Below are 24,332 nucleotides of genomic sequence, written 5' to 3' on the forward strand. Positions count from 1 at the left end.
GATAGGACTTATCCCGCTTAACTTCGCATATTTCCCGCAGATTTTGGAATTTCGTTTCCTTATCCTGTAATCTTCGAAAAGTCGGCGACATTGTGCACTGCATCACGGACCCGCGCCAGCAGCGCGAGGCGAGTCGTGCGCTTCGCCGGATCAGCATCATTCACCGTCACGGTCTCAAAGAAGGCGTCGATCGGCGCACGGAGCGTCGCGAGCGCCGCCATGGCGCCCTCGAACTCCTCGGCCGCGACAGCCTGTGCCGCCTGCGGTTCCGCCGCGTCGAGCGCAGCGATCAGATCAGCTTCCGCCTTTTCGGGCTCATAGGAAAGCGAAATCGCCTCCGCCTGCTCCACGCCTTCCTTCTTGAGGATATTGGCGGCGCGCTTGTAGCCCGCGAGCAGATTGGCGCCATCATCGGTCGCGACGAAGGACTGGAGCGCCTTCACGCGGGCGAGCAGGCGGACAAGGTCGTCCTCGCCACCCAGCGCGAACACCGCGTCGATCAGGTCATGACGAACACCCGCTTCCTTCTGCTGGACCTTGAGACGGTCGGCGAAGAAGTCGAGGAGACTGATCTCAAAGCTGGAATCGCCCTGGAGAACCTCCAGCAACCTTGAAACCATCGCCCTAACCTCCGGGAAATGAATGGTTTCTGGATCATTCAACAGTTTCGCTACGATATCCGGCTTATCTGCTATTAGCTCGACACTCTTCATGCGGACTTTTTGAGCCGCGATGAACGCCTCCATCCGGATCGAATCAGCTTCCACTTTAGATGTCATTGCGAGAGCTGCGATTGTGCTCCAAGCTTCCACCGCCGAAGAGACGGAAACTCTTAAGTGAGCATCTGAAATCACGCGCAAAAAGCCGAGCGCCGCCCGACGCAATGCGAATGGATCCCTAGAACCAGTCGGGGTTTCATTGATTAGGAAGAAGGCAAACAGCGTATCCAGCTTGTCCGCCAGGCTGACCGCCACCGTGACCGGCGCGGTGGGGACGTCATCGCCCTGCCCGACCGGCTTGTAATGGTCGCGGATCGCGTCGGCGACGGCGTCGGGCAGGCCTTCGGCGCGGGCATAATAGCCGCCCATAACGCCCTGCAATTCGGGGAATTCACCGACCATTTCGGTGACGAGGTCCGCCTTGCACAGTTCCGCCGCCTGGCGCGCCAGCGCCGGGTCGCAGTTCGGCACGATACCTTCGCTCGCCAGCCATTCGGCCAGCTTGGCGACGCGCTCGACCTTGTCGGTGACGGTGCCCAGCTTCTCATGGAAGGTGATGCGGCCAAGCTTCTTCGCCTGCTCGGCGAGCGGGGTCTTGCGGTCCTGCTGCCAGAAGAAGCGGGCGTCGCTCAGGCGTGCAGCCAGCACCTTGCGGTTGCCGGCGACGATCGCCACGCCGCCATCCTTCGCCTCGATATTGGCGGTGCAGATGAAGGCCGGGGCAAGCTTGCCCGCCGCATCGCGCAGAACGAAATATTTCTGGTTGATACGCAGGGTTAGCTGAATGACTTCAGGTGGAACCTCAAGAAATTCCGGATCGAAATCGCCCAGCAAGGGCACCGGCCATTCGGTGAGGCCGGCATTCTCCGCGACCAGGCCCTTGTCCTCGATCACGCTATAGCCCTTGGCCGCCGCGGCCTCGCCGGCCTTCGCCTCGATGATCGCCTGACGCTCCTGATGCGAGACGATGACATAGGCGGCGCGCAGCTTGTCGGCATAGTCGTCGGCGCCGTCGATGCGGATGGTGCCGGTCGAATGGAAGCGATGCCCCACCGTCTCGCGGCCTGCCCCGATCCCCTCGATCGACAGCGGGACGATCTCGCCGCCGAGCAGCGCGATGATGCCCTGCAGCGGGCGGACCCAGCGCAGGCTTTCGGTGGTAGCGCTGGCCGCGCCCCAGCGCATCGACTTGGGCCAGGGGAATGCACGGATGACTGCCGGTACAGCCTCGGCCAGCACGTCGGTGGTGGCACGGCCGGGCTTGTTCACCACGGCGAACCAGACGCCGTCGCGATCCTCCAGTTGGTCCTGGGTCAGGCCGGTCTTGCGCAGGAAGCCTTCGAGCGCCTGCGCCGGGGCGCTGGTGCGGGGGCCCTTGAACTCCTCGCTGACCGCCGCGGTTTCCAACGGCAGGTCGCGGGCGATCAGCGCCAGGCGGCGCGGCGTGACGAAGCTGTCGATCGACGCGGGCTTGAGCCCGGCCTTGGCCAGCTCCTCGGTGAAGAGGCGCGCCAGATCGTCGGACGCCTTCAATTGCATGCGCGCGGGAATTTCCTCGCAGCGCAGTTCAAGGAGGAAATCGGTCATGCGATTTCCTCCGATGCCCCAGCGCAGGCTGGGGTCGCAAGCGAATGCAGTGCCACATGGCCCGAGATCCCAGCCTTCGCTGGGATGACGATATTATTCATGGTCATCAGGCGGTCCATCCGTTGGTCTTCATCCACGCTTCGCAGCTACCCTTCGCCATGTCGCGGACCTGGCCCATATAGCTGGCGCGCTCCTGCACGGAGATCACGCCGCGCGCCTGCAGCAGATTGAAGGTGTGGCTGGCCTTGATCGCCTGTTCGAAGGCCGCGAGCGGCACATCATTGGCGATACACTGGTCATACTCGGCCTTGCAGTCCTTGAACCAGCGGAACAGCTTTTCGGTGTCGGCGACCTCGAAATTCCATTTCGACATCTGCCGCTCATTTTCCAGGAACACGTCGCCATAGGTGACGCCCTGGTCGTTGAACTTCAGGTCATAGACGCTGTCGACGCCCTGAATATACATGGCGAGGCGTTCGAGGCCGTAGGTCAGCTCGCCCGCGACCGGCTTGCAATCATAGCCGCCCATCTGCTGGAAATAGGTGAACTGGGTGACTTCCATGCCATCGCACCAGACTTCCCAGCCCAGGCCCCAGGCACCCAGCGTCGGGCTTTCCCAGTCATCCTCGACAAAGCGGATGTCGTGGACCAGCGGATCGATGCCGATTTCCCGGAGGCTGCCCAGATACAGCTCCTGCAGGTTGGCAGGGCTGGGCTTCATGATCACCTGATATTGGTAATAATGCTGCAGCCGGTTCGGGTTCTCGCCATAGCGGCCGTCGGTCGGACGGCGGCTGGGCTGGACATAGGCCGCGTTCCAGGGCTTGGGCCCCAGGCTGCGGAGCGTGGTTGCCGGGTGGAATGTACCCGCCCCCACTTCCATGTCGTAGGGCTGAAGAATGACACAACCCTGCTTGCCCCAATAGGCGTGCAGGGTGAGAATGAGGTCCTGGAAGGAAAGCGCTTTGCCCTCGGCCACCGGTGGTCCTTGCAATAATGACAGATTATGGTCGGCCGCGCCTTGGCGCAGCGCGGGCCAAGGGTCAAGGAAAAGCCGCGTCGAACAGGGTTAAGCCGCTTGCCCTGCGCGCCCGGCGCCCGCATGGAAGGGATATGAGACTGACCGCCTTCCCGTCCCGCTGGCTTTCCGCGGGACTTTTGCTGCTCGGCACCTGGGGCCAGACCCAGCCCGTCGCCGCCCGCGAACCCGTCAACATCGCTGTCAACGTCGCCCCTGCCCTGTGGCAGGTGAAGGACGCCGACACGACCATCTATCTGTTCGGCACCGTCCATGTGCTGAAACCGGGGATCGACTGGTTCAAGGGCGGGGTGAAGCAGGCGTTCGACGCGTCGGACGAACTGGTGCTGGAAATCATCGAGCCCGACAATCCCGGCGAGATGGCGCAGATGATGGCGGGCAAGGCGATGGCGACCGACCGGGTCGCCCTGTCCACCCGCCTCGCGCCCGACGCCGCGCAGAAATATCGCGCGGCGATGGTCGCGGCCGGCGTGCCCTGGCAGTCGTTCGAGGCGTTCAATCCGTGGATGGCGGGCATGATCCTGTCGGTCGCGCCGCTGCAGAAGCTGGGCTACCAGTCCGACATCGGCGCGGAGAAGATCTTGCGCGCCGCGGCCGAGAAGGCCGGCAAGAAGGTCGGCGCGCTGGAAACGGTGGAGCAGCAGCTCAATTTCTTCGCCGACCTGCCGATGGCGCAGCAGGTCCAGTTCCTCAACGCCACGGTCGAGGGGATGGACGGGATGGAAGGCGAGTTCGCCGCCCTGCTCAACCATTGGCAGACCGGCCAGCCGGAAAAACTGGCGGACGAAATGAATGATTCGCTCAAGGCCACGCCGGAATTGGCGCAGGTGCTGCTGATCAATCGCAACGCCAATTGGGCCAAGTGGATCAAGGCGCGACTGGATCAGCCCGGCACCGTCTTCGTCGCGGTCGGCGCGGGTCATTTGGCCGGCAAGGGCAGCGTGCAGGATCAGTTGAAGACGCTGGGCATCGCCAGCGCTCGCGTAAAGCAGGGGGAATAAGGCCATGAAAAGCTGGATGATCCGTTTTCTGGCCCTCTGCGGCCTCGCCCTGATCGCCGCCTGCGGCAGCGAGCAGAAGGCCCCCGCCCCCAAGGTCGAGGCCGGCCAGGGTCCGGCGCTGTGGCGGGTCGAACGCGCGGGGCTGGACGGCTGGATCTTCGGCACCATCCATGTCCTGCCCGAAGGGGTCGATTGGCAGACGCGGACGATCAAGCAGGCCTGGAAGGACGCCGACCAGCTGGTGCTGGAGGCCGCCGACCTGCAGGACCAGCAGAAGACGCTGGGCTTGTTCGAAAGCATGGGCCGCAGCCCCAACCTGCCCGCGCTCGACGCGCGCGTGCCGGCGGGCGAGCGCCCCGAACTCGACCGGATCGTCAAGGAAGGCGGCACCAGCGCGCAGGCGCTGTCGGGCTATGAAAGCTGGGCGGCCGCCATGCTGCTGTCCGCCGCGTCGCAGGAAAGCCTGAACGTCAGCCAGGAAAATGGCGTCGAGCCGGTGCTGATCGCTGCCTTCAAGGGCCGGCCGATCGGCGGACTAGAAACAGTCGAGCGCCAGTTCGGCGCCTTTGACGGCCTGCCCGAAGCGGCGCAGCGCAAGCTGCTGATCCAGACCATCCATGAAGCCAAGGACATGAAGGCGCTCTATAATCGCATCCTGACCGCCTGGGCCAAGGGCGACATGGAGGCGATCGCGAAAGAGGACCAGAATGGCGAGCAACCCGACCCGGTGGTCGAGGACGCGATCCTGACCGCGCGCAACCGCGACTGGGTCGGCGCGGTCGACAAGTTGAAGGGCCGCCCCTTCATCGCGGTGGGCGCCGGCCACCTGACCGGCAAGGACAATCTCGTCGACCTGCTCAAGGCCAAGGGCTACAAGGTCACGCGCGTGCAATAAGCCAACGCTAAACTTGCTTTATCGCCGCTTTCTGCTACAGGGCCGCCTTCCCGCGATGGTCATCCCTGGAGGCGTGGCGGGAAAATTGTATCAAATTTGCTTTTGGAGACACGCAATGAGCGAGCAGCTTACGCTGTCGGCCGAGGCACGCGATCGGGCAGGCAAGGGAGCCTCCCGCGCCCTCCGCCGTGAGGGCCGCGTACCCGCCGTCATCTATGGTATGAACGAAGAACCCCTGTCGATCCACGTCGAGGAAAAGCTCCTCAACAAGCAGCTCGGCACCGGTCATTTCTTCAATTCGGTCATCATGGTCGAAGTCGGCGGCAAGACCGTCCGCACCCTCGCCAAGGATGTGGCCTTCCACCCCGTGACCGATCGTCCGCTGCACGCCGACTTCCTGCGCGTTTCGGAACATGCCACCGTGACCGTCGCTGTCCCGGTGCGCTTCGAGAATGAAGACGCCTCGCCCGGCCTCAAGAAGGGTGGCGTGCTGAACGTCGTCCGTCACGACGTCGAACTGGTCGTCGATGCCGCCGAGATCCCCGATGACGTCGTCGTCGACCTCAAGGGCTTCGAAGTCGGCGATTCGATCCACATCAGCGCCGTGACCCTGCCCAAGGGCGCGAAGGCTGCGATCGAAGACCGCGACTTCACCATCGCCACCATCGTCGCTCCCTCGGCTCTGAAGAGCGCCGAAGGCGAAGCCGCCGAGGGCGAAGGCGAGTAATCGTCTTGCAGCTTGCTTGCAGGCTGGAAATTCCGATCCCGTCCGCCTACTCGGCGGGCGGGATTTTTCTTTTCATGCGGGATAGAAGATGCAGATCTGGGCCGGCCTCGGCAATCCGGGGCAGCAATATGCGATGCACCGGCACAATGTCGGCTTCATGGCCGTGGACCTGATCGCCGACATGTATCGCTTCTCGCCGCCCAAGAAGCAGTTCCAGGGCTGGGTGCAGGAAGGGCGGATCGGCCCGGAGAAGATCATCCTGCTCAAGCCCTCCACCTTCATGAACGAAAGCGGCCGCGCGATCGGCGAGGCGATGCGCTTCTACAAGCTGACGCCGCAGGACGTGACCGTCTTCCATGACGAGCTCGATCTTGCACCAATGAAGGTCAAGGTGAAGCGCGGCGGCGGCAATGCCGGCCATAATGGCCTGCGGTCGACCGACGCCCATATCGGCAATGATTTCCGTCGCGTGCGGCTGGGCATCGGCCATCCCGGCCACAAGGACAAGGTCCATGGCTATGTGCTGGGCAATTACCACAAGAGCGAGATGGACGCGCTCGCCGACATGCTGGGCGCGATCGGCGCCGAGGCGGAATGGCTGGCCAAGAATGACGACGCCCGCTTCATGAACGAAGTGGCGCTGCGGCTGGCCGACTGAGGCGGATCAGAAGCGGGCAGAGAGGCCCAGTAGCGGTCCTTCCTGCGATACGTTCCAGCGAAATTGCTGGCCGGTAAAGTCGCGCATCCGATATTGTTGATGGACGAAGCGATAGCCCGCGCGAACGGTCAGTGGCAGGCCGGCGAGGCGCAGCCGATAGCCGATCGTTCCTTCACCATCCATGCTGGATTTTCGATCGCTAAAGCCGCCGGCATTCAGGCGCGCGTCGATCACCCAGTGTCGGTCGATATCGCCCACCGTGCGGACGCCGGCCAGCACCTCCGTCCAGTCAGCCTTGCGATTGGCCGTCAGGCCCAGCGCCGCGACATCGGCCGACAATTTCGACCAGCGCAAACCGACGACCGGCGCGAAGGTGAAGCGCCGCCGATCCCCATGGACGGTCCGCTCCGCCATGCGATGGTCGATGATATTGTAGAAGAGGCCGCCCGACACATGGGTCTTCCTGATGCCCAGTCCCACCTGCTGATGATAGACGGATGCGTCCTGGCTGGTCTTCACATATTGGCCGTCGACATAGGAGCCAACCTTGCCATTGCTCAGGACGACTTCGCCCATGGTGACGAAGTCGAGATGGTCGAATATCTCCGAGAAGGGCATGTCGACCCTGGTGCGGAACCCCGCCAGTTCCGCATTACCGTGCAGCGACGCCGCCCAGACATAGGGCGAGACGGTGAGATGCCAGCCCTGATCGGGCGTGTCATCGGACAGGTGCGCCGGCGCCTCCTGCGCCAAGGCCGGTCCGGCATAGACAAGGGCATTGGCGAGCAGGCAGCATAGAGGAAGATATCGCATGGCGGCGCCCCCAGCCGATCAGGACAGTCCCAGGAATTTGAAGGCCGGCGCATCCTTGAACTGGCCGCTGACCTCGCCCGAAAAGGTTTTCGTCTGGTTCGGGCCAAGATCGAGCTTCTTCACCTTGGCAGAAGGCGCAAAGTCGATCGTCTTCAGATCGACCCAGAAGCTGTTCGGCGTCATCGCGGATTCGAAGAAATAGAGCTTGCGCTTGTGATCCGCGACCGTGCGCCAGCGGGTCGAGGAGATATTGGGCTGGTCCGGGGTCGAGATGCCGAATGGCACCGAGACATTGCGGATCACGCTGAACACGCTGGCCAGCGCCGTCACCGGGTCTTCGCTCTTGGGAATGGCCTTCACATAGAAGGAGGCGCGGGCGAAGCGATCGGCCGAGCGGTTGGTGCCCGGCAACATGGTGGTGCCGCCAATATCCTTCCAATAGGCGTTGAGTGCAAGTTGCTCGTCGAAGATCGGCGAATTGGTCATCACCGGATATTGCGGGCCGTGATGGATCACCAGCTTGCCCTTGATATATTCGAAGATGGCGCTGTCGCCCGACGCATCCGAAATTGCGAGGTGGAGCGTGCCGAGCCGTTCCTCGCCGGGAATATTGTCGGTGACGACGACAAAGCTTTCCTTGCCCAGTGCGTCGACCGCCTCCTTCACGGTGGCGAAATTGTCGAGCACATATTGGGTCCAGATGGCGATGCTCATGCCCGGCTGCTTGCCATCGAAATGCGGATATTCGGATTCGACCAGCCACAGGAGATTGGCGGTCAGCCCCGCCTCGTTCATGCCGTCGGTGGTGGAAATGTCGTAACCGGTGGCGATCACGCTACCATAGCGGGACGTCCATTTGACCGAATTGGGGCCGGCCTCCCCACTGCGCGCGATGCCGCGCGGAAAGATCCAGAGGTTGGTGCCGACGTCGACCTTCCAGTCCATCGACCGGGCGGTGATCACATCGTCATTGGCGCCATGATAGACCAGGCGCGTGCAGGCATCGGCCGACACCGAAGCCAGTTGCGCCGTCAGCAGCGCAAGACCGGACAGGAAAGCGGGCAGACGAGACATGGAACCTCCTACAAAGGTCACGATACTGTCACTGAAAATGCCGATTTTCTGAATAGTTGCCATGGGTGATAACCCGCATGACGGCCTTGGCCAACCCGTCTCTTGCGCAGTAATCGCATCCGATCACGGTCGCCCGCACCTTCGGCGCGACAAAGCGCATTGCGCAGTGCAGCATGAACAAGCCATAGAGGCGTAACGACTTATTAGGCAAAGCAGGGGACAGAGGTGATCCAGACCGTCGCGACCACGCCTTTCGACGACCAGAAGCCCGGCACATCGGGCCTGCGCAAGAAGGTTCGGGTCTTCCAGCAGCCCCATTATGCGGAAAATTTCATCCAGTCGGTGTTCGACAGCCTGGACGGCTATGCCAGCCAGACCTTGGTGATCGGCGGCGATGGCCGCTATCTCAATCGCGAAGTCATCCAGATCGCGCTCAGGATGGCGGCTGCCAATGGCTTTGGCCGGGTGCTGGTCGGTCAGGGCGGTATCTTGTCCACCCCGGCTGCGTCGCACCTGATCCGCTCGTCCGGCGCCTTTGGAGGGCTGGTGCTGTCGGCCAGCCATAATCCGGGCGGCCCGGACGAGGATTTCGGCATCAAATATAATGTGTCGAACGGCGGGCCAGCCCCCGAAAAGGTGACCGACGCGATCCACGCGCGGACAATGACGATCGACAGCTATCGCATCCTCGATGCCGCCGACGTCGATATCGACACGCTGGGGACCAGCCAGTTGGGCGCCATGACCGTCGAAGTGGTCGATCCGGTTGCCGGCTATGCCGCGCTGATGGAAAACCTGTTCGATTTCCCCGCGATCAGGGCGATGATCGCCGGCGGCTTCACCCTCGCCTTCGACTCGATGAGCGCGGTGACCGGCCCCTATGCGACCGAGATTTTCGAAAAGCGCCTGGGCGCACCGGCCGGAACGGTGATGAACGGCACCCCCCTGCCCGATTTCGGCCATCACCATCCCGACCCCAATCTGGTTCATGCCAAGGCCCTCTATGACCGGATGATGGCCACCAATGCGCCCGACTTCGGCGCTGCGTCGGACGGCGACGGCGACCGCAACCTGATCATCGGCCGCCATTGCTATGTGACGCCCTCGGACTCGCTCGCGGTGCTGGCCGCCAATGCCCATCTGGCGCCCGGCTATGCTGGTGGCCTCAAGGGTATCGCCCGCTCCATGCCGACCAGCGGCGCAGCCGATCGGGTGGCGGAGAAGCTGGGCATCCCGCTCTACGAAACGCCAACCGGCTGGAAATTTTTCGGCAATCTGCTCGACGCCGGCATGGCAACGATCTGTGGCGAGGAGAGCGCCGGTACCGGGTCCGACCATGTGCGCGAGAAGGACGGCATCTGGGCAGTGCTGCTGTGGCTCAACATCCTGGCCGCGCGCCAGCAGAGCGTAGCCGACATCATGGCCGATCATTGGGCAACCTATGGCCGCAACTATTATGCTCGCCACGACTATGAAGCGATCGCCAAGGACAAGGCCGACGCGCTGATGACCGCCCTGCGCGACACGCTCGCCAGCCTGCCCGGCACCGACAACAGCGGCGGCACGGTGAAGGCAGCGGACGATTTCGCCTATACCGACCCGACCGACCAGTCGGTGAGCCGGAACCAGGGCGTACGCATATTGTTCGAGGATGGATCGCGCGTAGTGTTCCGCCTGTCGGGCACCGGCACCGAGGGGGCCACCCTGCGCGTCTATATCGAACGCTATGTCGGGCCGGACGGCGATCTGGCGCTGGCCACCGGCGATGCGCTGGCGCCGCTGGTCGCGGCCGCACAAGAACTGGCCGACATTGCCGGCTATACCGGCATGGACCAGCCCAGCGTCATCACCTGAACCGGTTCACCATCGCTTACCCCGCAGCAACGGGACAGCAATGACAGCAACCTAAAGGCGGTGGGAATGTCGCTTTCCACCGCCAGAGGTTTCATGCGTTTCCCGTTGCTTGCTGTCGCCCTGTCCCTTGCAGCCCTCGCCCTGCCCGCTCAAGCTGCAACAAGCGAAGACGAGCAGCTCTGGGTCAATCTGACGGCGATGGGGTCGATCAAGGACGAGTTGGTCTATTTCGCGGAAATCCAGCCGCGCGTCGGCGACGGCGTGTCGCGCATCGACCAGGCCCTGTTCCGTGGCGCACTGGGCGTCAAATTGTCGCGCGATATCACCCTCTATCAGGGTTACGCCCATGTCGTCGTCCCGATCGAGGGTGGCAAGGACGTCAATGAGGAACGCAGTTTCCAGCAGCTGAGCTGGACGCTGGCGCGGCCAAAGGATGCCGAGATTTTCTCGCGCACCCGGCTGGAGCAGCGCTGGCGCTCGAACGGCAGCGACATGGGCTGGCGCCTGCGCGAGATGCTGCGGGTGGAACATGCGCTCAAACCGGGCAGCGACGCGGTCAATGCGCTCGCCTATGGCGAGGTCTTCTTCGCCCTCAACGATACCGACTGGGGCGCCCGCAAGGGCTTCGACCAACTCCGCAGCTTCGCCGGGGTGGAAATCGGCCTGCCGGGCGCGTCGACCATGGAAGTCGGCTATCTCAACCAGCTGATCGACCAGAGCGGCAGCCGCCAGCGCGTCAACCATGTCGCATCGGTGACGCTGTTCTTCCGCCACTGATCCTCCTGGTCAGACAAATTCGTTGGTGGCGGCGGAATAATGTTGCTGCCCCAGCCGCCCCTGATCCTTGGCGACCTTGATTGCCGCGCGCAGCCGATTGTTACGCCCGCTCCAGGCGGCATCATTGACCTTCAGCAGCGCCTCGACCGGATTGGCGCTGCTGAGCAGCGGCTTGACGGCGGCAAAGGTAGATCGCCCCTGATGAAAGATATCCGCCACGATCGCGCAGATGATGTCGGGCTTGCCGTCCAGCGGCAGTTTCCGGGCATAGCGCGCGGACATCTTGCGCTGCAGGATATCGGCGGCGGTCCGCACCTGAGCCAGCCGGGCAGCCGGATCATGCTGCGTCCAGTGGATCAGCCGCGCCGCCTGCAAGACTTCCTGGCGGTCGATCGGCACCCGCTGGGGGTTCAGGTAGTTCATGAACAACATGATCTGCCGTTCGCCGTTGCTGGCGGTGAATTCCTGCTCCAGATCCGTCGCTCCGCCATCGGAATCGACCCGGAACAGGCGCCCGCCCCGCAATTCCAGTTCGGGGAAATAGCCTTTGAAATCGGGCAATTCGGCCAGCCGGTGGAACATCAGGATCAGATTGTCCTGCGGCGTATGCGCGGCCAGTTGATAGAAGCCGAAGGTGAATTTCGCCCGGTCATAGGTGTTGACCAGATTGAAGTGATTTTCGCTCTCGCAGGCCCCCGTCACTTCCAGCAGCGTCGCCCAGGTCCGCAAGCTGGGGCGATACTCCTCCGCCCGATAAATCTCGCCCCAATAGCTGGCGCCCGGCATGAAGATGCCGTGATATTTGCGGGCAGCGTCATTGACCTCCTTCCCCACCAGGAAGAAATCCGGTTCGCCCACCAGTCGCGCCTTCCAGCGGCCATCGACGGGATCGGGCAGTTCGAACTTCTTGTCGGCGCTGACCGATCGCGGCTCGGCCTGCACGTCGAGCAGCAGATTTTCGCCCGGTATCCAGCCATAGAATAGCCCCTGATTGCCGGCATAAAGTTCCTGGAACTTGGCAAGGAAGCTCTCGGGCGATTCCGACGTCACCTGATCGGCGGTGTTGCTGTAATGATAGACCTTCCCGCCATGATAGACGCCGATATGCTTTTGCGGGATGTTGACCATCTCCTTGCGGGCAATGTCGACATTGCTGGCCAGCGTCACGAAAATCAGCTGGGTCTTGGTGATATCGGCATCGTCCCAGCGCCCCACACGCGGGCATTGGGCGAATATCTCATGCACCCGGACATTGGCGCCAGGCTTGCTTCCACCAGCGAACTGCTTGCAGTTAAAGGAAAATGTCAGATCACATATGTGCGAAACAAAATGGGCACAGTGATTCGCTGCCGGATCGTGAAATTTGTTTCCGCATATCTTGTTGATGTTCTTGCCAAGAGCCGCATCAAGCCTTGTCGCGATGGTCATAATCGTCTCCCGATTGCCAGCGCGACCCGCTTATTTTTCAGCCATATTAGAAAAAGGCTTCTTCCCCACAATAAGGGCCACCCCGGAGGAACGCCCGAAACGGCGCCCGCACCCATTGTTTTCCGCCCCCGCATCGTGGAAATGCTGGCCTTGCAGGCGGGAAGGCGCTAGCGGGCAGAGCATCAATCTGCGTCTTCAAAGGTTTCGATAATGGGTTTTCGTTGCGGTATCGTCGGGCTTCCCAATGTGGGCAAGTCCACCCTGTTCAATGCGCTGACCGAGACGCAGGCGGCGCAGGCGGCGAATTATCCCTTCTGCACGATCGAGCCCAATGAGGGCCGCGTAGCCGTGCCCGACGATCGGCTGCAGACCATCGCCAAGATCGGCGGTAGCGCCAAGATCATCGAGACGCAGCTCGCCTTCGTCGACATTGCCGGCCTGGTCCGCGGCGCGTCGAAGGGCGAAGGGCTGGGCAACCAGTTCCTGGCCAACATCCGCGAGACCGACGCCATCGTCCACGTGCTGCGCTGTTTCGAGGATGACGACATCACCCATGTCGAGGGCAAGGTCGATCCGATCGCCGACGCCGAGACGGTGGAAACCGAACTGATGCTCGCCGACCTCGAAAGCCTCGAGAAGCGGGTTCCCAACCTGCTCAAGAAGGGCGCGCAGGGCGACAAGGAAGCCAAGGCCGCCGCATCGGTGCTGGGCCAGACGCTGGAACTGTTGCGCGACGGCAAGCCCGCCCGCCTGACCCAGCCGCGCGACGAGGAAGAGGCCCGCCTGTTCGCCCAGGCGCAGTTGCTGACCGCCAAGCCGGTCCTCTATGTCTGCAATGTCGAGGAAGGCGCTGCGGCCGAGGGCAACGCATTTTCCGCCCGCGTGTTCGAGAAGGCGGCGGCCGAAAATGCCAGCGCGGTGATCGTGTCGGCGGCGATCGAGGCCGAACTCATCACCATGCCGGTCGAGGAACGCGGCGAATATCTCGAAGCGCTGGGCCTGACCGAAGCCGGCCTCGCCCGCATCATCCGTGCCGGCTATGAGCTGCTCGGCCTCATAACCTTCTTCACCGTCGGCCCCAAGGAAGCCCGCGCCTGGACCGTGGCCAAGGGCAGCAAGGCCCCGCAGGCCGCCGGCGCCATCCACTCGGATTTCGAAAAGGGCTTCATCCGCGCCGAAACCATGGCCTATGCCGATTATGTCCAGTTCAATGGCGAAGCCGGTGCCAAGGAAGCGGGCAAGTGGCGTTCGGAAGGCAAGGATTATGTGACGCAGGACGGCGACATCATGCTGTTCCGCTTCAACGTCTGACAGCAAAAGATACGCTGACATGGAAAGGGCCGGAGGAGCGATCCCCCGGCCCTTGTTCGTTCAGCGCGGCGCGCTTTCCTCTTCCGGGGCGTCAGCGGCTACTGGCTCCGGCTCTAGCGGAGCAACCTCCTCCTCCTCGCCCTTGCCCAGGCGGCGCTTGATCCAGCGCCAGCCGCCACCAAAGACCAGGATGATCGGGATCAGCAGTTTCTTGCCAAAGGCCAGGATCAGCGCGATCAGGCCCAGCTTCTTGGCCGCCAGCAGGCCGGCACCCGCCGCGATCATCCCGCCAATGCCATATTCGGCAACCTTGTCGACATTGGGCACATAGTCGGCATAGCGCGCGCCTGCATCATAGCTGACCGAAGCACCGAACTTGGCTGCCGCCGCCTTCACCGATGGCAGTTGCGACATGGTCGACACCATGTTGAGGCTGAGCACGCCATAGCGCCCGAGCAGGCGGACGTCATAGTTCAGCGTATCCTCCTGCGCATTGCCAAAGCGCATGTCGCGGGCCCAGATGACGCTGTGATGCGCCTTGTCATAGGCGGGCCGCTCGGCCCAGCCGACCAGCTGGATCGCGGGATATCCGGCATCGGCGCGCTCCTTGTTGCGCTCCTCCTCACCCGACTTCATGTCGGCCATCAGCGCGTCATAATCGGTCGAGGCGGCGTCATCGTCCTTCACATAGCCGCTCTGCTCATAGGTGATGACCGCGCCCCAGGCATCGTCATCGACGAAGGTCTTGCCGGCCGGAAAGACCAGGCCCAGCACACCATCGGCCTGGGCCGACGGATTGCCCCACATGTCGACGATCACCTCGCGCGCCTGCGCCGCGTCGAGATAATAATAATCCTGGCCCAGATGCAGCACGGCCTTGGCTTCGGTCAGGGTGATGTCGCCATTTTGCGGGCGCTGCTTCGCCAGCACCGCCTTCACCTTGGCCTCATAGGCGCGCTGTTCCGCGCTCGCCGCCGGACCGGCAGGCTGGTCCGACTGGGCAAAAACCGCTACCGGCATGGCGCCGAGCAGCAACATGGCGCCAATGGCGCTCCACATCTTCTTCATCAGATCCCCCTTGTGACGCGCAATCTTTTAGAAACAAAAGCTTGGAAGGCAATGACCCAACCGCCCCGCATCATGCCCGTCCGCCGCAAGGCCGCCTTCCCGCCCAGCGTGGATGCGGGAACGCGGCTGCTGATCCTGGGCAGCCTGCCCGGCGACGCCTCCATCAAACAGGGCGAATATTACGCCCATCGCGGCAATGCCTTCTGGGCGCTGGTCAGCGATGTGCTGGGCGAGGATCTGCGCAGCGCGCCCTATGCGATGAAGCTCAAGCGACTGCGCGCACGGGGCGTCGGCCTGTGGGACGTGATCGAGAGCGCCGATCGCAACGGCAGCTTGGACAGCAGCATCCGGGGTGCGGAACTGCGCGACCTCAGCGCCTTCCTGTCCCGCCTGCCCAATCTCCGCGCGATCGCCTTCAACGGCAAGACCGCCGCCCAGCATGGCCGTCGCCAATTGGGCGAAAGGTCCGATCTGGTGATGATCGATCTGCCCTCCTCCAGCGGCGCCTATGCCAGCCTGTCGCGTGATTCCAAGCGCCAAGCCTGGAGCATATTGGCGCGCTATGTCGATCCGACATGAACCATTCGTCACTTTACCGACATGGTTGGACTGCTAAGCAGCGGTCAAATCTTCCTTTTTGCCATGAGGCCATGATGTCCGCCCGTCGCCTGTCGCTCGCATTTGCCCTGTCCGTTTCCACCCTGCTCGGTGCCTGCGCCCCGGTGCAGCAGCATCCAGCGAGCGTCGCCGCCGCACCGGCCGAACAGCGCGCGCCGGTGACGATCCTGGTGTCGATCGACGGCTTCCGTCCCGATTATCTGACCCGTGGCGTCTCGCCCAATCTCAACGCGCTGGCGGCCGGCGGCACCGAAGCATCGATGCGCCCCTCCTTCCCCACCAAGACCTTTCCCAATCATTGGGCGATCGTGACCGGCGACCGGCCCGACCGCAGCGGCATCATCGCCAATAATATGGAAGATGACAGCCGGCCCAAGGACAAGTTCACCATGGCCAGCGACGATCCCTATTGGTGGAACGAGGCCGAGCCGATCTGGATCACCGCCGAAAAGCAGGGCGTGCGCACCGCGACCATGTTCTGGCCCGGCTCCAACGTCGCCTGGGGCGGCAACAAGGCGGCCGACTGGCCCTACAGGATCAGCGGCGGGTCGCGCCCGAGCGACTGGGCGCAGTTCAACGAAGCGATCAGCCCGACCCAGCGCGTCAACGGCGTGCTGGACGTGCTGCGCCGCCCGGCCGACATCCGCCCGCGCTTCGTCACCCTCTATTTCGATGAGGTCGATACCGCTGGGCATGTGAACGGACCGGCCGCACCGGAAACGACCCAGGCGGTCGCCGATGTCGATGCCCATATCGGTGACCTCCTCGCCGGCCTCAAGACGCTGGGCCAGCCGGCCAATATCGTCATCGTGTCGGATCATGGCATGGCCGCCAAGGCCAATGATCGGGTGCTGCCGATCGACAAAATCGCCGACCCGGCCGACTATCGCGTGGTCGAGGCCGGCCCCTATGCCAGCCTGGTCGCCAATCCCGGCCGCGAAAAGGCGCTGGAGGCCGCGCTGTTCAAGCCGCGCGACCACATGCAGTGCTGGCGCAAAGGCGAAATCCCGGCGCGCTTCCACTATGGCATCCATCGTCGTATCCCGCCCTATTTCTGCCTGGCCGAAACCGGCTGGGTGTTCCAGAACACGACGCCGACCAAGCCGGTCACCGGCGGCGACCATGGCTGGGATGATCGCGCGCCCGAAATGCAGGCTTTGTTCATCGCGAACGGCCCGGCCTTCGTCGGCGGCTTCCGTCCCTCGGCCGATTTCACCAATGTCGATGTCTATCCGCTGCTCGCCCGCCTGCTGGGCGTGACGCCGGTGGCGAGCGATGGCAATCCGGCGGTGCTGCAGGGGCTGGTGAAGCCCTGATCGGGCGACATGCATTTGTCATAAAGCGGTTCTAGGCGGCGCGTCATGTTCACGCGCCGCTCGCTCCTCTCCGCCGCCGCCATCGCCCCGATCGCCGGCGCGCCCGCCATTCTCCACGCCCAGAGCTGGTTTGCCGGCTACCCCTTCGCGTTGGGCGTGACATCGGGCGATCCGGCGCCAGACGGCTTCGTCATCTGGACCAAGCTGGCACCGCGCCCGTTCGAGCCGCATGGCGGCATGCCGATGACGCCTATCCCGGTGAAATGGGAGGTCGCGGCCGATGATCGCTTCAGGACCATCGTGGCCGGTGGCGAAGCGATCGCCCGGCCAGAACTGGGCCACAGCGTCCATGTCGAGGTGACCGGCCTTCAGCCCGATCGGCCCTATTGGTATCGTTTTGTGCTGGGCAATGACCAGTCGACGCGTGGCCGCGCCCGCACCCTGCCGCTGGCGTCGGCGAGTCCCAAGCTGCTGAAATTCGGCGTCGCGGGTTGCCAGAATTATCAGGACGGCCTGTTCACCGCCTTCCGCCATTTGGCGCGCGAGGACGACCTCGCCTTCGTCTATCATTATGGCGACTTCATTTATGAATATAGCCAGCGCGGGCCGGACTATGACAAGGACGGCCTGCCCGGACCGCAGGTGCGCGACCATATCGGCCAGGATTGCTACGACCTGGCCGACTATCGGCTGCGCTACGCCCAATATCTGAGTGATTATGACCTGCAGGCGGCGCGTTGCCGTCATACATGGTTCCCGACCTTCGACGACCATGAGGTCGCCAACAACTGGGTCGGCGACATCGACGCCAGGGGCGCGCCGGCCGATGCCTTCCGCATGCGTCGCGCCGCCGGCATGCAGGCCTGGTATGAATATATGCCGGTCCGCGCGGCGATGGCGCCCCGCAGCGAGATGATCGGCACCATGTATCGCCAGGCCCGCTTCGGCGACCTGCTGTCGATCGACTTCCTCGACACCCGGACGTTCCGCACCGATCAGCCCTGTGGCGACAATTTCAAGCCGGCCTGCGCCGAAATGGCCGCCACCCAGGCACAGGTCATTTCCGCTGAGGAGGAAGGCTGGCTGGCTCGCAACCTTGCCCGCCGCGACGCCAAGTGGAACTGCCTGGCGCAGCAGGTGATGATGATGGCGCTCGACCGCCGCAACAGTGCGGACGCGGCAGGGCCGATCTACAATATGGACACCTGGGCCGGCTACAAGGTGCAGCGCCAGCGGCTGCTCGGCCGCATGAAGGGGTTGGACAATGTCGTGGTCCTAACCGGCGACGAGCATCAGAATTTCGCCGGCCTGTTGGATGACGGCACAAAGCCGGTCGCGGTCGAGTTCGTGTCGACCTCCATCTCCTCGGGCGGCGACGGATCGGACCTGCGGCCGGGCAGCGACATCATCCTGAAGAACAACGCGCAGCTCAAGTTCATCAACGACCAGCGCGGCTATCTGACCTGCGAGGTGACGCCGGACGCCTGGACGACGCGGGCGATGGTGATGGATCAGGTATCGGCGCCGGGCGGCCAGATCCGCACCCGCGCGACGATGACCGTTCCGCGCGGCACGCCGGGGCTGACCATTAGCTGACAGTTGACGTAAACGGAAAGCTCACCTACCTTTTTATCCGTTGAAGAATGATGGCGCGATTTCCGAGCCGGCAGATGTGCCATCTGCCTCGAAATCGCTTCGAGGAGACGGATGATATGGACGACATTCTCTATTTCGAGGATATCGTGGTGGGCGACAGCGTGGAGTTCGGGCCGCTGACCCTGTCGCGCGAGGAAACGGTCGCCTTTGCCGCCGAGTTCGATCCCCAGCCCTTCCATCTGTCCGACGAGGCAGCGGCCACCACCCATTTCCGCACCATCTCGGCTAGCGGCTGGCACACCACAGCGCTGTTCATGAAGATGTTCGTCGCCGAAATGCAGAAACAACCCGGACGCCAGGCCGCCAGCCTGGGCGCGATGGGCGTCGACGAATTGCGCTGGCTGCGCCCGGTCCGCCCCGGCGACACACTGCGCGGCACCAATGAAGTGATCGACAAGAAAATTTCGCAGAGCCGCCCGGAAATGGGCATCGTCCGCAACAAGGTGACGCTCTACAATCAGAAAGACGAACCCGTGCTGACCATGTGCCCGATCGCCATGTGGCGCACCCGCCCGGCATAAGGCCGCCACATCCGTTCTGTTCGAGCCTGTCGAGAAACGCGAGCGCCGTCCGTGCCGCCTCTCGACGATGCCCGAACCGAACGGATGAAAATGCCAGTTCCTTCCGCCCGGACCTGTCGGCGCGGATCGCCTCTCCCTAGACGAAGCCGAACGCTCATCCGGGGAACCCAGCTATGCCCAGCGCCGCGCATCTTGCCGCCTTCGCCCTCATCTCGCTCGGCATGGTGCTGACGCCGGGTCCGAACATGATCTATCTGATCTCGCGCTCGATCAGCCAGGGCCGCGCCGCCGGCATGGTCTCGCTGCTCGGCGTCGCCTGCGGCTTCCTCTTCTACATGGTCGCCGCCGCCTTCGGCATCACCGCGCTGCTGATGGCGGTGCCCTTCGCCTATGATGTGCTGCGCCTGGGCGGCGCGCTCTATCTGCTGTGGCTCGCCTGGAATGCGGTGCGGCCCGGCGGCCGCTCGCCTTTCCAGGTGAAGCAATTGCCGCTCGATGGCCCGCGCAAGTTGTTCGCCATGGGGCTGCTGACCAATCTGCTCAATCCCAAGGTAGCGATGATCTATCTCTCGCTGCTGCCCCAGTTCGTCGATCCGGCGCGCGGCCATGTGCTTGGCCAATCGCTGATCCTGGGCGCGACCCAGATCGCGATCAGCCTGTCGGTCAATGCGATCCTCGCCTGCCTGGCCGGATCGATCGCCGGCTTCCTCGGCACCCGGCCGCGCTGGCTCACGATCCAGCGCTGGCTGATGGGCACGGTGCTGGGCGGCCTCGCCGTGCGGATGGCAGTGGAACGCTAGGCGACCTCAGCCGTCACGCCGCCAGCTTGCGCGCCCGTTCACGCCAGGCCTCCGCCAGGGCTGGCATCTCGGCCAGCGTACGCACCGCATCGGGATCAGCCTTGTGGCCGCCGCCGATCAGCAGGCGGAACACCCGTTCGATGCTCCAGTCGGGCAAGGGCCGCTCCAGCAATATCATCTGTGTGCCGGCCTCCGCCTCACCTTCGCGGATCACCCGGAAATAGATGCCGCAGCGCGCGGTCTTGACGATCGTCGCCATCACGTCGCGGGCACCGAAACGATGGTCGAGTTTCCAACAAGGCTGGCGGCCATGGCTCACCTCCACCACCGCACTGCCCAGGCTGAACCGATCACCCAGGCAGATCTCGCTTTCGGTCATGCCCCGGCTTGCAATATTCTCGCCAAAGGCACCCGGCGCATCGAGCAGCGGATGATCCGGCTTGCGATCGCGCCACCAGCCATAATGATCCTGCGGATAGAGATGGATCGCCTTGTCCCAGCCGCCATGATGAACGGTATCGGCCACCCCGTCGCCCGCAAACCCCAGCCAGTTGATGCGGATCGGGCCAGCGACGGGCTGCTTGGCGATGGCGCTATGCTCGTCATCGCGAAAGGGCCGGGGTGTGCCGATCAGCAGCGCATCGATGGTCATGAAAGGCTGGGTCATGCCGCTCCATGCCATGGTTGCAGCGCGATGACGATGGCCAGTTGCGGCCAGCTTGCCCCGTCCGTCCCTAAGATCAGGCGGCGCTCAGTTCCGATCCCAGCTTGAGCACCAGGTCACCCTTGTCGGTCTGGACCAGATAGGCGGGATCGCGGGTCGACCCGTTGCGACGGATCAGGGAGCCGGCGATCATCCGCTCCACATGCCGCTCGAACCGCTCAGCTATGCGTCCCCGGCCGACACCCTGCCCCCAATTCCACCTGACCCGTGTTCCCTTGCGGAATCTCTCGGCCATCAGCAGACATCCTCTCCTTCAGGGGCAATCATGCCGGCCGGCTTTCCCGGTCAGCCTCAGCAAAATTCCCGAGACCTGCTCTGGTTCCTTGGGTTTTTCGCCGGTCTGGTCTAAGGGGCCGCGATGGATGTTACCGGACTTCGTGTCGCGCTGTTCAGCGGCAATTATAATTATGTGCGCGATGGCGCGAACCAGGCGCTCAATCGCTTCGTCGGCTATCTGCTGCGTCAGGGTGCGCAGGTGCGCGTCTATGCCCCGACCACCGATACCCCCGCCTTCCCGCCGACCGGCGACCTGGTCAGCGCGCCGTCCATCCCCGTGCCCGGCCGCCCGGAATATCGCATCCCCACCCGCCTGTCGCGCGCGCTGCGCCGGGACCTAAAGGCGTTCGCGCCCAACATGATCCATCTGTCGAGCCCCGATCCGCTCGGCCATCGGGCACTGACCTGGGCGCGCGATCATGACCTGCCCGCCGTTGCTTCGGTCCACACCCGGTTCGAAACCTATCCGCGCTATTATGGCCTCGCCTTCCTGGAGCCGGCGATCGAGGGCATTCTCCGCCGCTTCTACCGCCGCTGCGACGCCATCGTCGCCCCGTCGGAATCCATGGCCCAGTTGCTGCGCGAACAGCGGATGAGCTATGATGTCGGCATCTGGACCCGTGGCATCGACCGCGAGATTTTCAATCCGCAGCGCCGCGATTTCGACTGGCGCCGGTCGCTCGGCTTTGCCGACGATGTGCCGGTGATCGGCTTCATCGGTCGTCAGGTGATGGAGAAGGGGCTGGACGTCTTTTCCGACACGATCGACCAGCTGACCGCGCGCAAGGTGCCGCACAAGGTGCTGGTGGTCGGCGAAGGGCCGGCCCGCGAATGGTTCCAGAACCGCCTGCCCGATGCCATCTTCACCGGCTTCCAGGGCGGTGCCGACCTTGGTCGCGCGGTCGCCAGCATGGATATGCTCTTCAATCCGTCGGTCACCGAGACGTTCGGCAATGTCACGCTGGAGGCGATGGCCTGTCGCCTGCCCACCGTCGCCGCCCGCGCCACCGGCAGTGAAAACCTGGTGCAGGAAGGCATCACCGGCCGGCTGATCCGTCCCGGCGCGATCGGCAAGTTCGCCGATGCGCTGCAAATCTACTGCACCGACGCCGCCGCCCGCGCCAGCGCAGGCGCTGCCGCCGAGGCGCAGGCCGAACATTTCGGCTGGGATCGGGTGAACCAGGCGCTGGTCGATACCTATTTACGGATCATCCGCCAGCGCACCCAAGGCGCCAAGATCCGTTCCAGCCCTGTTCCCTGATCGGCGCCGCTTGCCTATATCAGGGCCGATGGCTGATCTTTTCTCTTCCGACGATGTTCTTCCCGCCGGCATCGACCATGCCCCGCTGGCCGATCGGTTGCGTCCGGCCGTCCTAGCCGATGTGGTCGGCCAGGAGCATCTGACCGGCCGGGACGGTGCGATTGGCCGCATGGTGGCCGCCGGCCGCCTGTCCTCGATCCTCTTCTGGGGCCCTCCCGGCACTGGCAAGACCACCATATCGCGGCTGCTCGCCGATGCCGTCGGCATGCGGTTCGAGCCGATCTCGGCCGTCTTTTCCGGCGTCGCCGACCTCAAGAAGGTGTTCGCCGCCGCCAAGGACCATGGCCGGCGCGGCGAAAAGACCCTGCTCTTCGTGGACGAGATCCACCGCTTCAACCGCGCCCAGCAGGACGGTTTCCTGCCCTTCGTCGAGGATGGCACGGTCACGCTGGTCGGCGCGACCACCGAAAATCCCAGCTTCGAACTCAACGCTGCGCTCCTGTCCCGCGCGCAGGTGCTGATCCTGCGCCGGCTCGATGCCGCCGCGCTCGAACAATTGCTGGACCGGGCCGAAGCGCTGATCGGCCGTCCATTGCCGCTGGATATGGCCGCGCGCGAAGCGCTGCTGGCCAGCGCGGACGGCGACGGCCGCTTCCTGCTCAACCAGGTCGAAACGCTCTATTCGATCGACATTCCCGCGCCGCTCGACCCGGCCGGGCTCTCCGCCCTGCTCCACCGCCGCGTCGCGGTCTATGACAAGGATCGCGAGGGCCATTACAACCTCATATCCGCGCTTCACAAATCGCTGCGCGGCTCCGATCCGCAGGCCGCGCTCTATTATCTCGCCCGTATGCTAACCGCTGGCGAGGAGCCGCTTTATGTGCTGCGCCGGCTCGTCCGCTTCGCCACCGAGGATATCGGCCTCGCCGACCCGCAGGCAGTGGTGCAGTGCCTTGCCGCCAAGGATGCCTATGAATTTCTCGGTTCACCCGAAGGCGAACTGGCGATCGTTCAGGCCTGCATCTATTGCGCCACCGCGCCCAAGTCGAACGCCGGCTATATGGCAATGAAGACGGCCTTCCGCACTGCGCGCGAAACCGGATCGCTGATGCCGCCGATGAACATCGTCAATGCCCCGACCAAGCTGATGAAGCAGGTCGGCTATGGCAAGAATTACCAATATGACCATGATGCCGAGGGCGGTTTTTCCGGCGCCAATTACTGGCCGGAAGAGATGAGCCCGCAGACCTTCTACACGCCGACCGAGCGTGGGTTCGAGGCGCGGATCGCCGAACGCATTGCCTATTGGAACAAGCTGCGCGCCGAGCGCGGCGCGGCGTGACGCCCCGTTTCGCGCGCTTCGCAGCGATCGACTGGTCGGGAGCAAAGGGCGCGCGGCACAAGGGGATAGCGGTCGCCATCTGCGGCATCGGTCAGGATGCGCCGGAACTGGTCGAGGCGCCCGGCGGCATCTGGTCGCGCCAGGCGGTCGCCGACTGGCTGATCACAACGGCGCGCGAGGCACCGATCCTGTTCGGCTTCGACTTCAGCTTCGCTCCGCCCTTCGCGGAACGCGGCGCCTATCTGCCCGGCGATCCGACGCCGACCGACGCACCGGCTTTTTGGGCCTATGTCGATGCGGTCTGCGACGATCCGGATCTGGGCGCCGCCAGCCTGCTGGAAACCACCCATCGTCGCCATTTCTATTTCGGCAAGGCCGATGGGATGAAAGCCGACTTTTTGCACAATCGCGCCTGCGAAGCCCATTATAATGCCGGCGGCGGCGGCAAGCCCTCGACCATCTATGACGAGATCGGCGCGGCGCAGGTGGCCAAGGTCAGCTTTGCCGGCATGCGCCTGCTCCACCATATCCGCCCGCATGTGCCGGTCTGGCCGTTCGATCCGCTGCCCGCCACCGGATCGCTGGTCGTCGAAATCTATACCAGCATCGCCGCACGCGCCGCCGGGCGGCCCAAGGGCCGGACCAAGATGCGCGATCTCGCCGCGCTCAACGACGCGCTGACCATGTTCGCAACCGCCCCCTACCCCGGCCCGCTCGCCGCCGACCATCAGGCCGATGCCTTGCTGACTGCGGCCTGGATGCGCGAAAGGGCCGAAAATCCCGCACTTTGGACACCTTTGCCCCTGACCGGCGAAATTGCGCGCACAGAGGGCTGGACGTTCGGCGTGATCTGATAGTAAGGGCGTC

Annotated in this window: 24 protein-coding genes; 16 read left to right on the top strand and 8 right to left on the bottom strand. The window is 63.8% G+C overall.

Going from position 1 to position 24,332, the window contains the following annotated elements; genetic code table 11:
* Nucleotides 1-59: 59 nt before the first annotated feature.
* Nucleotides 60-2,306, bottom strand: a complete 2,247-nt coding sequence (gene glyS / locus E5554_RS15485) for a glycine--tRNA ligase subunit beta (protein WP_136187350.1) — start codon at nt 2,304-2,306, stop codon at nt 60-62.
* A gap of 106 nt (nt 2,307-2,412) precedes the next feature.
* A complete protein-coding gene (locus E5554_RS15490) occupies nt 2,413-3,285 on the bottom strand; it encodes a glycine--tRNA ligase subunit alpha (protein WP_004207307.1) in 873 nt (290 codons plus the stop codon).
* A 134-nt stretch (nt 3,286-3,419) separates the two neighbouring features.
* Between E5554_RS15490 and E5554_RS15495 the strand changes: the two genes are divergently transcribed.
* From E5554_RS15495 to pth, 4 genes are all read left to right on the top strand, one after another.
* Nucleotides 3,420-4,346: a TraB/GumN family protein gene (locus E5554_RS15495; protein ID WP_136187351.1), complete on the top strand. Its 927-nt coding sequence runs from the start codon at nt 3,420-3,422 to the stop codon at nt 4,344-4,346.
* Nucleotides 4,347-4,350: 4 nt separating this feature from the next.
* The gene (locus E5554_RS15500) at nt 4,351-5,241 is read left to right on the top strand and encodes a TraB/GumN family protein (protein WP_136187352.1); all 891 of its coding nucleotides are present in this window, start codon (nt 4,351-4,353) and stop codon (nt 5,239-5,241) included.
* Nucleotides 5,242-5,356: 115 nt separating this feature from the next.
* Nucleotides 5,357-5,968 carry a 50S ribosomal protein L25/general stress protein Ctc gene (locus E5554_RS15505; RefSeq protein WP_004207310.1) on the top strand — a complete coding sequence of 204 codons (612 nt, stop codon included), beginning with the start codon at nt 5,357-5,359 and terminating at the stop codon, nt 5,966-5,968.
* Nucleotides 5,969-6,056: 88 nt separating this feature from the next.
* Nucleotides 6,057-6,626 carry an aminoacyl-tRNA hydrolase gene (pth, locus tag E5554_RS15510; protein WP_136187353.1) on the top strand — a complete coding sequence of 190 codons (570 nt, stop codon included), beginning with the start codon at nt 6,057-6,059 and terminating at the stop codon, nt 6,624-6,626.
* A gap of 6 nt (nt 6,627-6,632) precedes the next feature.
* Here the strand turns inward: pth and E5554_RS15515 are convergent, their stop codons facing one another.
* Together E5554_RS15515 and E5554_RS15520 are read right to left on the bottom strand one after the other, a co-directional pair.
* Nucleotides 6,633-7,439: a hypothetical protein gene (locus tag E5554_RS15515; RefSeq protein ID WP_136187354.1), complete on the bottom strand. Its 807-nt coding sequence runs from the start codon at nt 7,437-7,439 to the stop codon at nt 6,633-6,635.
* A gap of 18 nt (nt 7,440-7,457) precedes the next feature.
* Entirely contained in the window at nt 7,458-8,513 is a 1,056-nt protein-coding gene (locus E5554_RS15520) for a linear amide C-N hydrolase (RefSeq protein WP_136187355.1), read from the bottom strand.
* A gap of 225 nt (nt 8,514-8,738) precedes the next feature.
* Here E5554_RS15520 and E5554_RS15525 point away from each other — a divergent pair, with 225 nt between their 5' ends.
* Both E5554_RS15525 and E5554_RS15530 read left to right on the top strand, forming a co-directional pair.
* On the top strand, nt 8,739-10,367 hold the full coding sequence (locus tag E5554_RS15525; protein ID WP_136187356.1) for an alpha-D-glucose phosphate-specific phosphoglucomutase: 1,629 nt from the start codon (nt 8,739-8,741) through the stop codon (nt 10,365-10,367).
* 93 nt (nt 10,368-10,460) lie between these two features.
* A complete protein-coding gene (locus E5554_RS15530; protein WP_247594284.1) occupies nt 10,461-11,144 on the top strand; it encodes a DUF2490 domain-containing protein in 684 nt (227 codons plus the stop codon).
* A 9-nt stretch (nt 11,145-11,153) separates the two neighbouring features.
* Here the strand turns inward: E5554_RS15530 and E5554_RS15535 are convergent, their stop codons facing one another.
* Nucleotides 11,154-12,389 carry a hypothetical protein gene (locus E5554_RS15535; RefSeq protein WP_247594285.1) on the bottom strand — a complete coding sequence of 412 codons (1,236 nt, stop codon included), beginning with the start codon at nt 12,387-12,389 and terminating at the stop codon, nt 11,154-11,156.
* Here E5554_RS15535 and E5554_RS23385 point away from each other — a divergent pair.
* Both E5554_RS23385 and ychF read left to right on the top strand, forming a co-directional pair.
* Nucleotides 12,384-12,743, top strand: a complete 360-nt coding sequence (locus E5554_RS23385) for a hypothetical protein (protein ID WP_247594286.1) — start codon at nt 12,384-12,386, stop codon at nt 12,741-12,743. The genes E5554_RS15535 and E5554_RS23385 overlap by 6 nt on opposite strands.
* A gap of 39 nt (nt 12,744-12,782) precedes the next feature.
* Complete coding sequence (gene ychF, locus E5554_RS15540) at nt 12,783-13,883, top strand: redox-regulated ATPase YchF (RefSeq protein ID WP_007704566.1); 1,101 nt, start codon at nt 12,783-12,785, stop codon at nt 13,881-13,883.
* A 60-nt stretch (nt 13,884-13,943) separates the two neighbouring features.
* On the opposite strand, the gene E5554_RS15545 is transcribed toward ychF, so the two are convergent.
* The gene (locus E5554_RS15545) at nt 13,944-14,951 is read right to left on the bottom strand and encodes a DUF2167 domain-containing protein (protein WP_136187359.1); all 1,008 of its coding nucleotides are present in this window, start codon (nt 14,949-14,951) and stop codon (nt 13,944-13,946) included.
* Nucleotides 14,952-15,002: 51 nt separating this feature from the next.
* Between E5554_RS15545 and E5554_RS15550 the strand changes: the two genes are divergently transcribed.
* The 5 genes from E5554_RS15550 (at nt 15,003) to E5554_RS15570 (ending at nt 19,862) form a co-directional block, all read left to right on the top strand.
* On the top strand, nt 15,003-15,530 hold the full coding sequence (locus E5554_RS15550) for a DNA-deoxyinosine glycosylase (protein WP_136187360.1): 528 nt from the start codon (nt 15,003-15,005) through the stop codon (nt 15,528-15,530).
* Between the two features lie 74 nt (nt 15,531-15,604).
* On the top strand, nt 15,605-16,885 hold the full coding sequence (locus tag E5554_RS15555; protein WP_136188389.1) for an ectonucleotide pyrophosphatase/phosphodiesterase: 1,281 nt from the start codon (nt 15,605-15,607) through the stop codon (nt 16,883-16,885).
* Nucleotides 16,886-16,930: 45 nt separating this feature from the next.
* Nucleotides 16,931-18,481 (top strand): alkaline phosphatase D family protein, encoded by a 1,551-nt coding sequence (locus E5554_RS15560; RefSeq protein ID WP_136187361.1) that lies wholly within the window; start codon nt 16,931-16,933, stop codon nt 18,479-18,481.
* A gap of 116 nt (nt 18,482-18,597) precedes the next feature.
* Complete coding sequence (locus E5554_RS15565) at nt 18,598-19,062, top strand: MaoC family dehydratase (protein ID WP_136187362.1); 465 nt, start codon at nt 18,598-18,600, stop codon at nt 19,060-19,062.
* 173 nt (nt 19,063-19,235) lie between these two features.
* Nucleotides 19,236-19,862 (top strand): LysE family translocator, encoded by a 627-nt coding sequence (locus E5554_RS15570; protein WP_136187363.1) that lies wholly within the window; start codon nt 19,236-19,238, stop codon nt 19,860-19,862.
* Between the two features lie 13 nt (nt 19,863-19,875).
* Here the strand turns inward: E5554_RS15570 and E5554_RS15575 are convergent, their stop codons facing one another.
* The gene (locus tag E5554_RS15575; protein WP_136187364.1) at nt 19,876-20,529 is read right to left on the bottom strand and encodes an MOSC domain-containing protein; all 654 of its coding nucleotides are present in this window, start codon (nt 20,527-20,529) and stop codon (nt 19,876-19,878) included.
* A 73-nt stretch (nt 20,530-20,602) separates the two neighbouring features.
* Nucleotides 20,603-20,821, bottom strand: a complete 219-nt coding sequence (locus E5554_RS15580; RefSeq protein WP_029547743.1) for a DUF2945 domain-containing protein — start codon at nt 20,819-20,821, stop codon at nt 20,603-20,605.
* 123 nt (nt 20,822-20,944) lie between these two features.
* On the opposite strand from E5554_RS15580, the gene E5554_RS15585 reads away from it, so the two are divergent.
* The 3 genes from E5554_RS15585 to E5554_RS15595 are packed head-to-tail and all read left to right on the top strand — an operon-like array spanning nt 20,945 to nt 24,319.
* Nucleotides 20,945-22,123, top strand: a complete 1,179-nt coding sequence (locus E5554_RS15585) for a glycosyltransferase family 1 protein (protein WP_136187365.1) — start codon at nt 20,945-20,947, stop codon at nt 22,121-22,123.
* Nucleotides 22,124-22,151: 28 nt separating this feature from the next.
* Nucleotides 22,152-23,465: a replication-associated recombination protein A gene (locus E5554_RS15590; protein WP_136187366.1), complete on the top strand. Its 1,314-nt coding sequence runs from the start codon at nt 22,152-22,154 to the stop codon at nt 23,463-23,465.
* Nucleotides 23,462-24,319, top strand: a complete 858-nt coding sequence (locus E5554_RS15595) for a hypothetical protein (protein ID WP_136187367.1) — start codon at nt 23,462-23,464, stop codon at nt 24,317-24,319. The genes E5554_RS15590 and E5554_RS15595 overlap by 4 nt, the downstream gene beginning before the upstream one ends.
* Nucleotides 24,320-24,332 lie beyond the last annotated feature (13 nt).

Origin of the sequence: Sphingobium sp. PAMC28499 (assembly GCF_004795815.1) — a bacterium.
Lineage (GTDB): Bacteria > Pseudomonadota > Alphaproteobacteria > Sphingomonadales > Sphingomonadaceae > Sphingobium > Sphingobium yanoikuyae.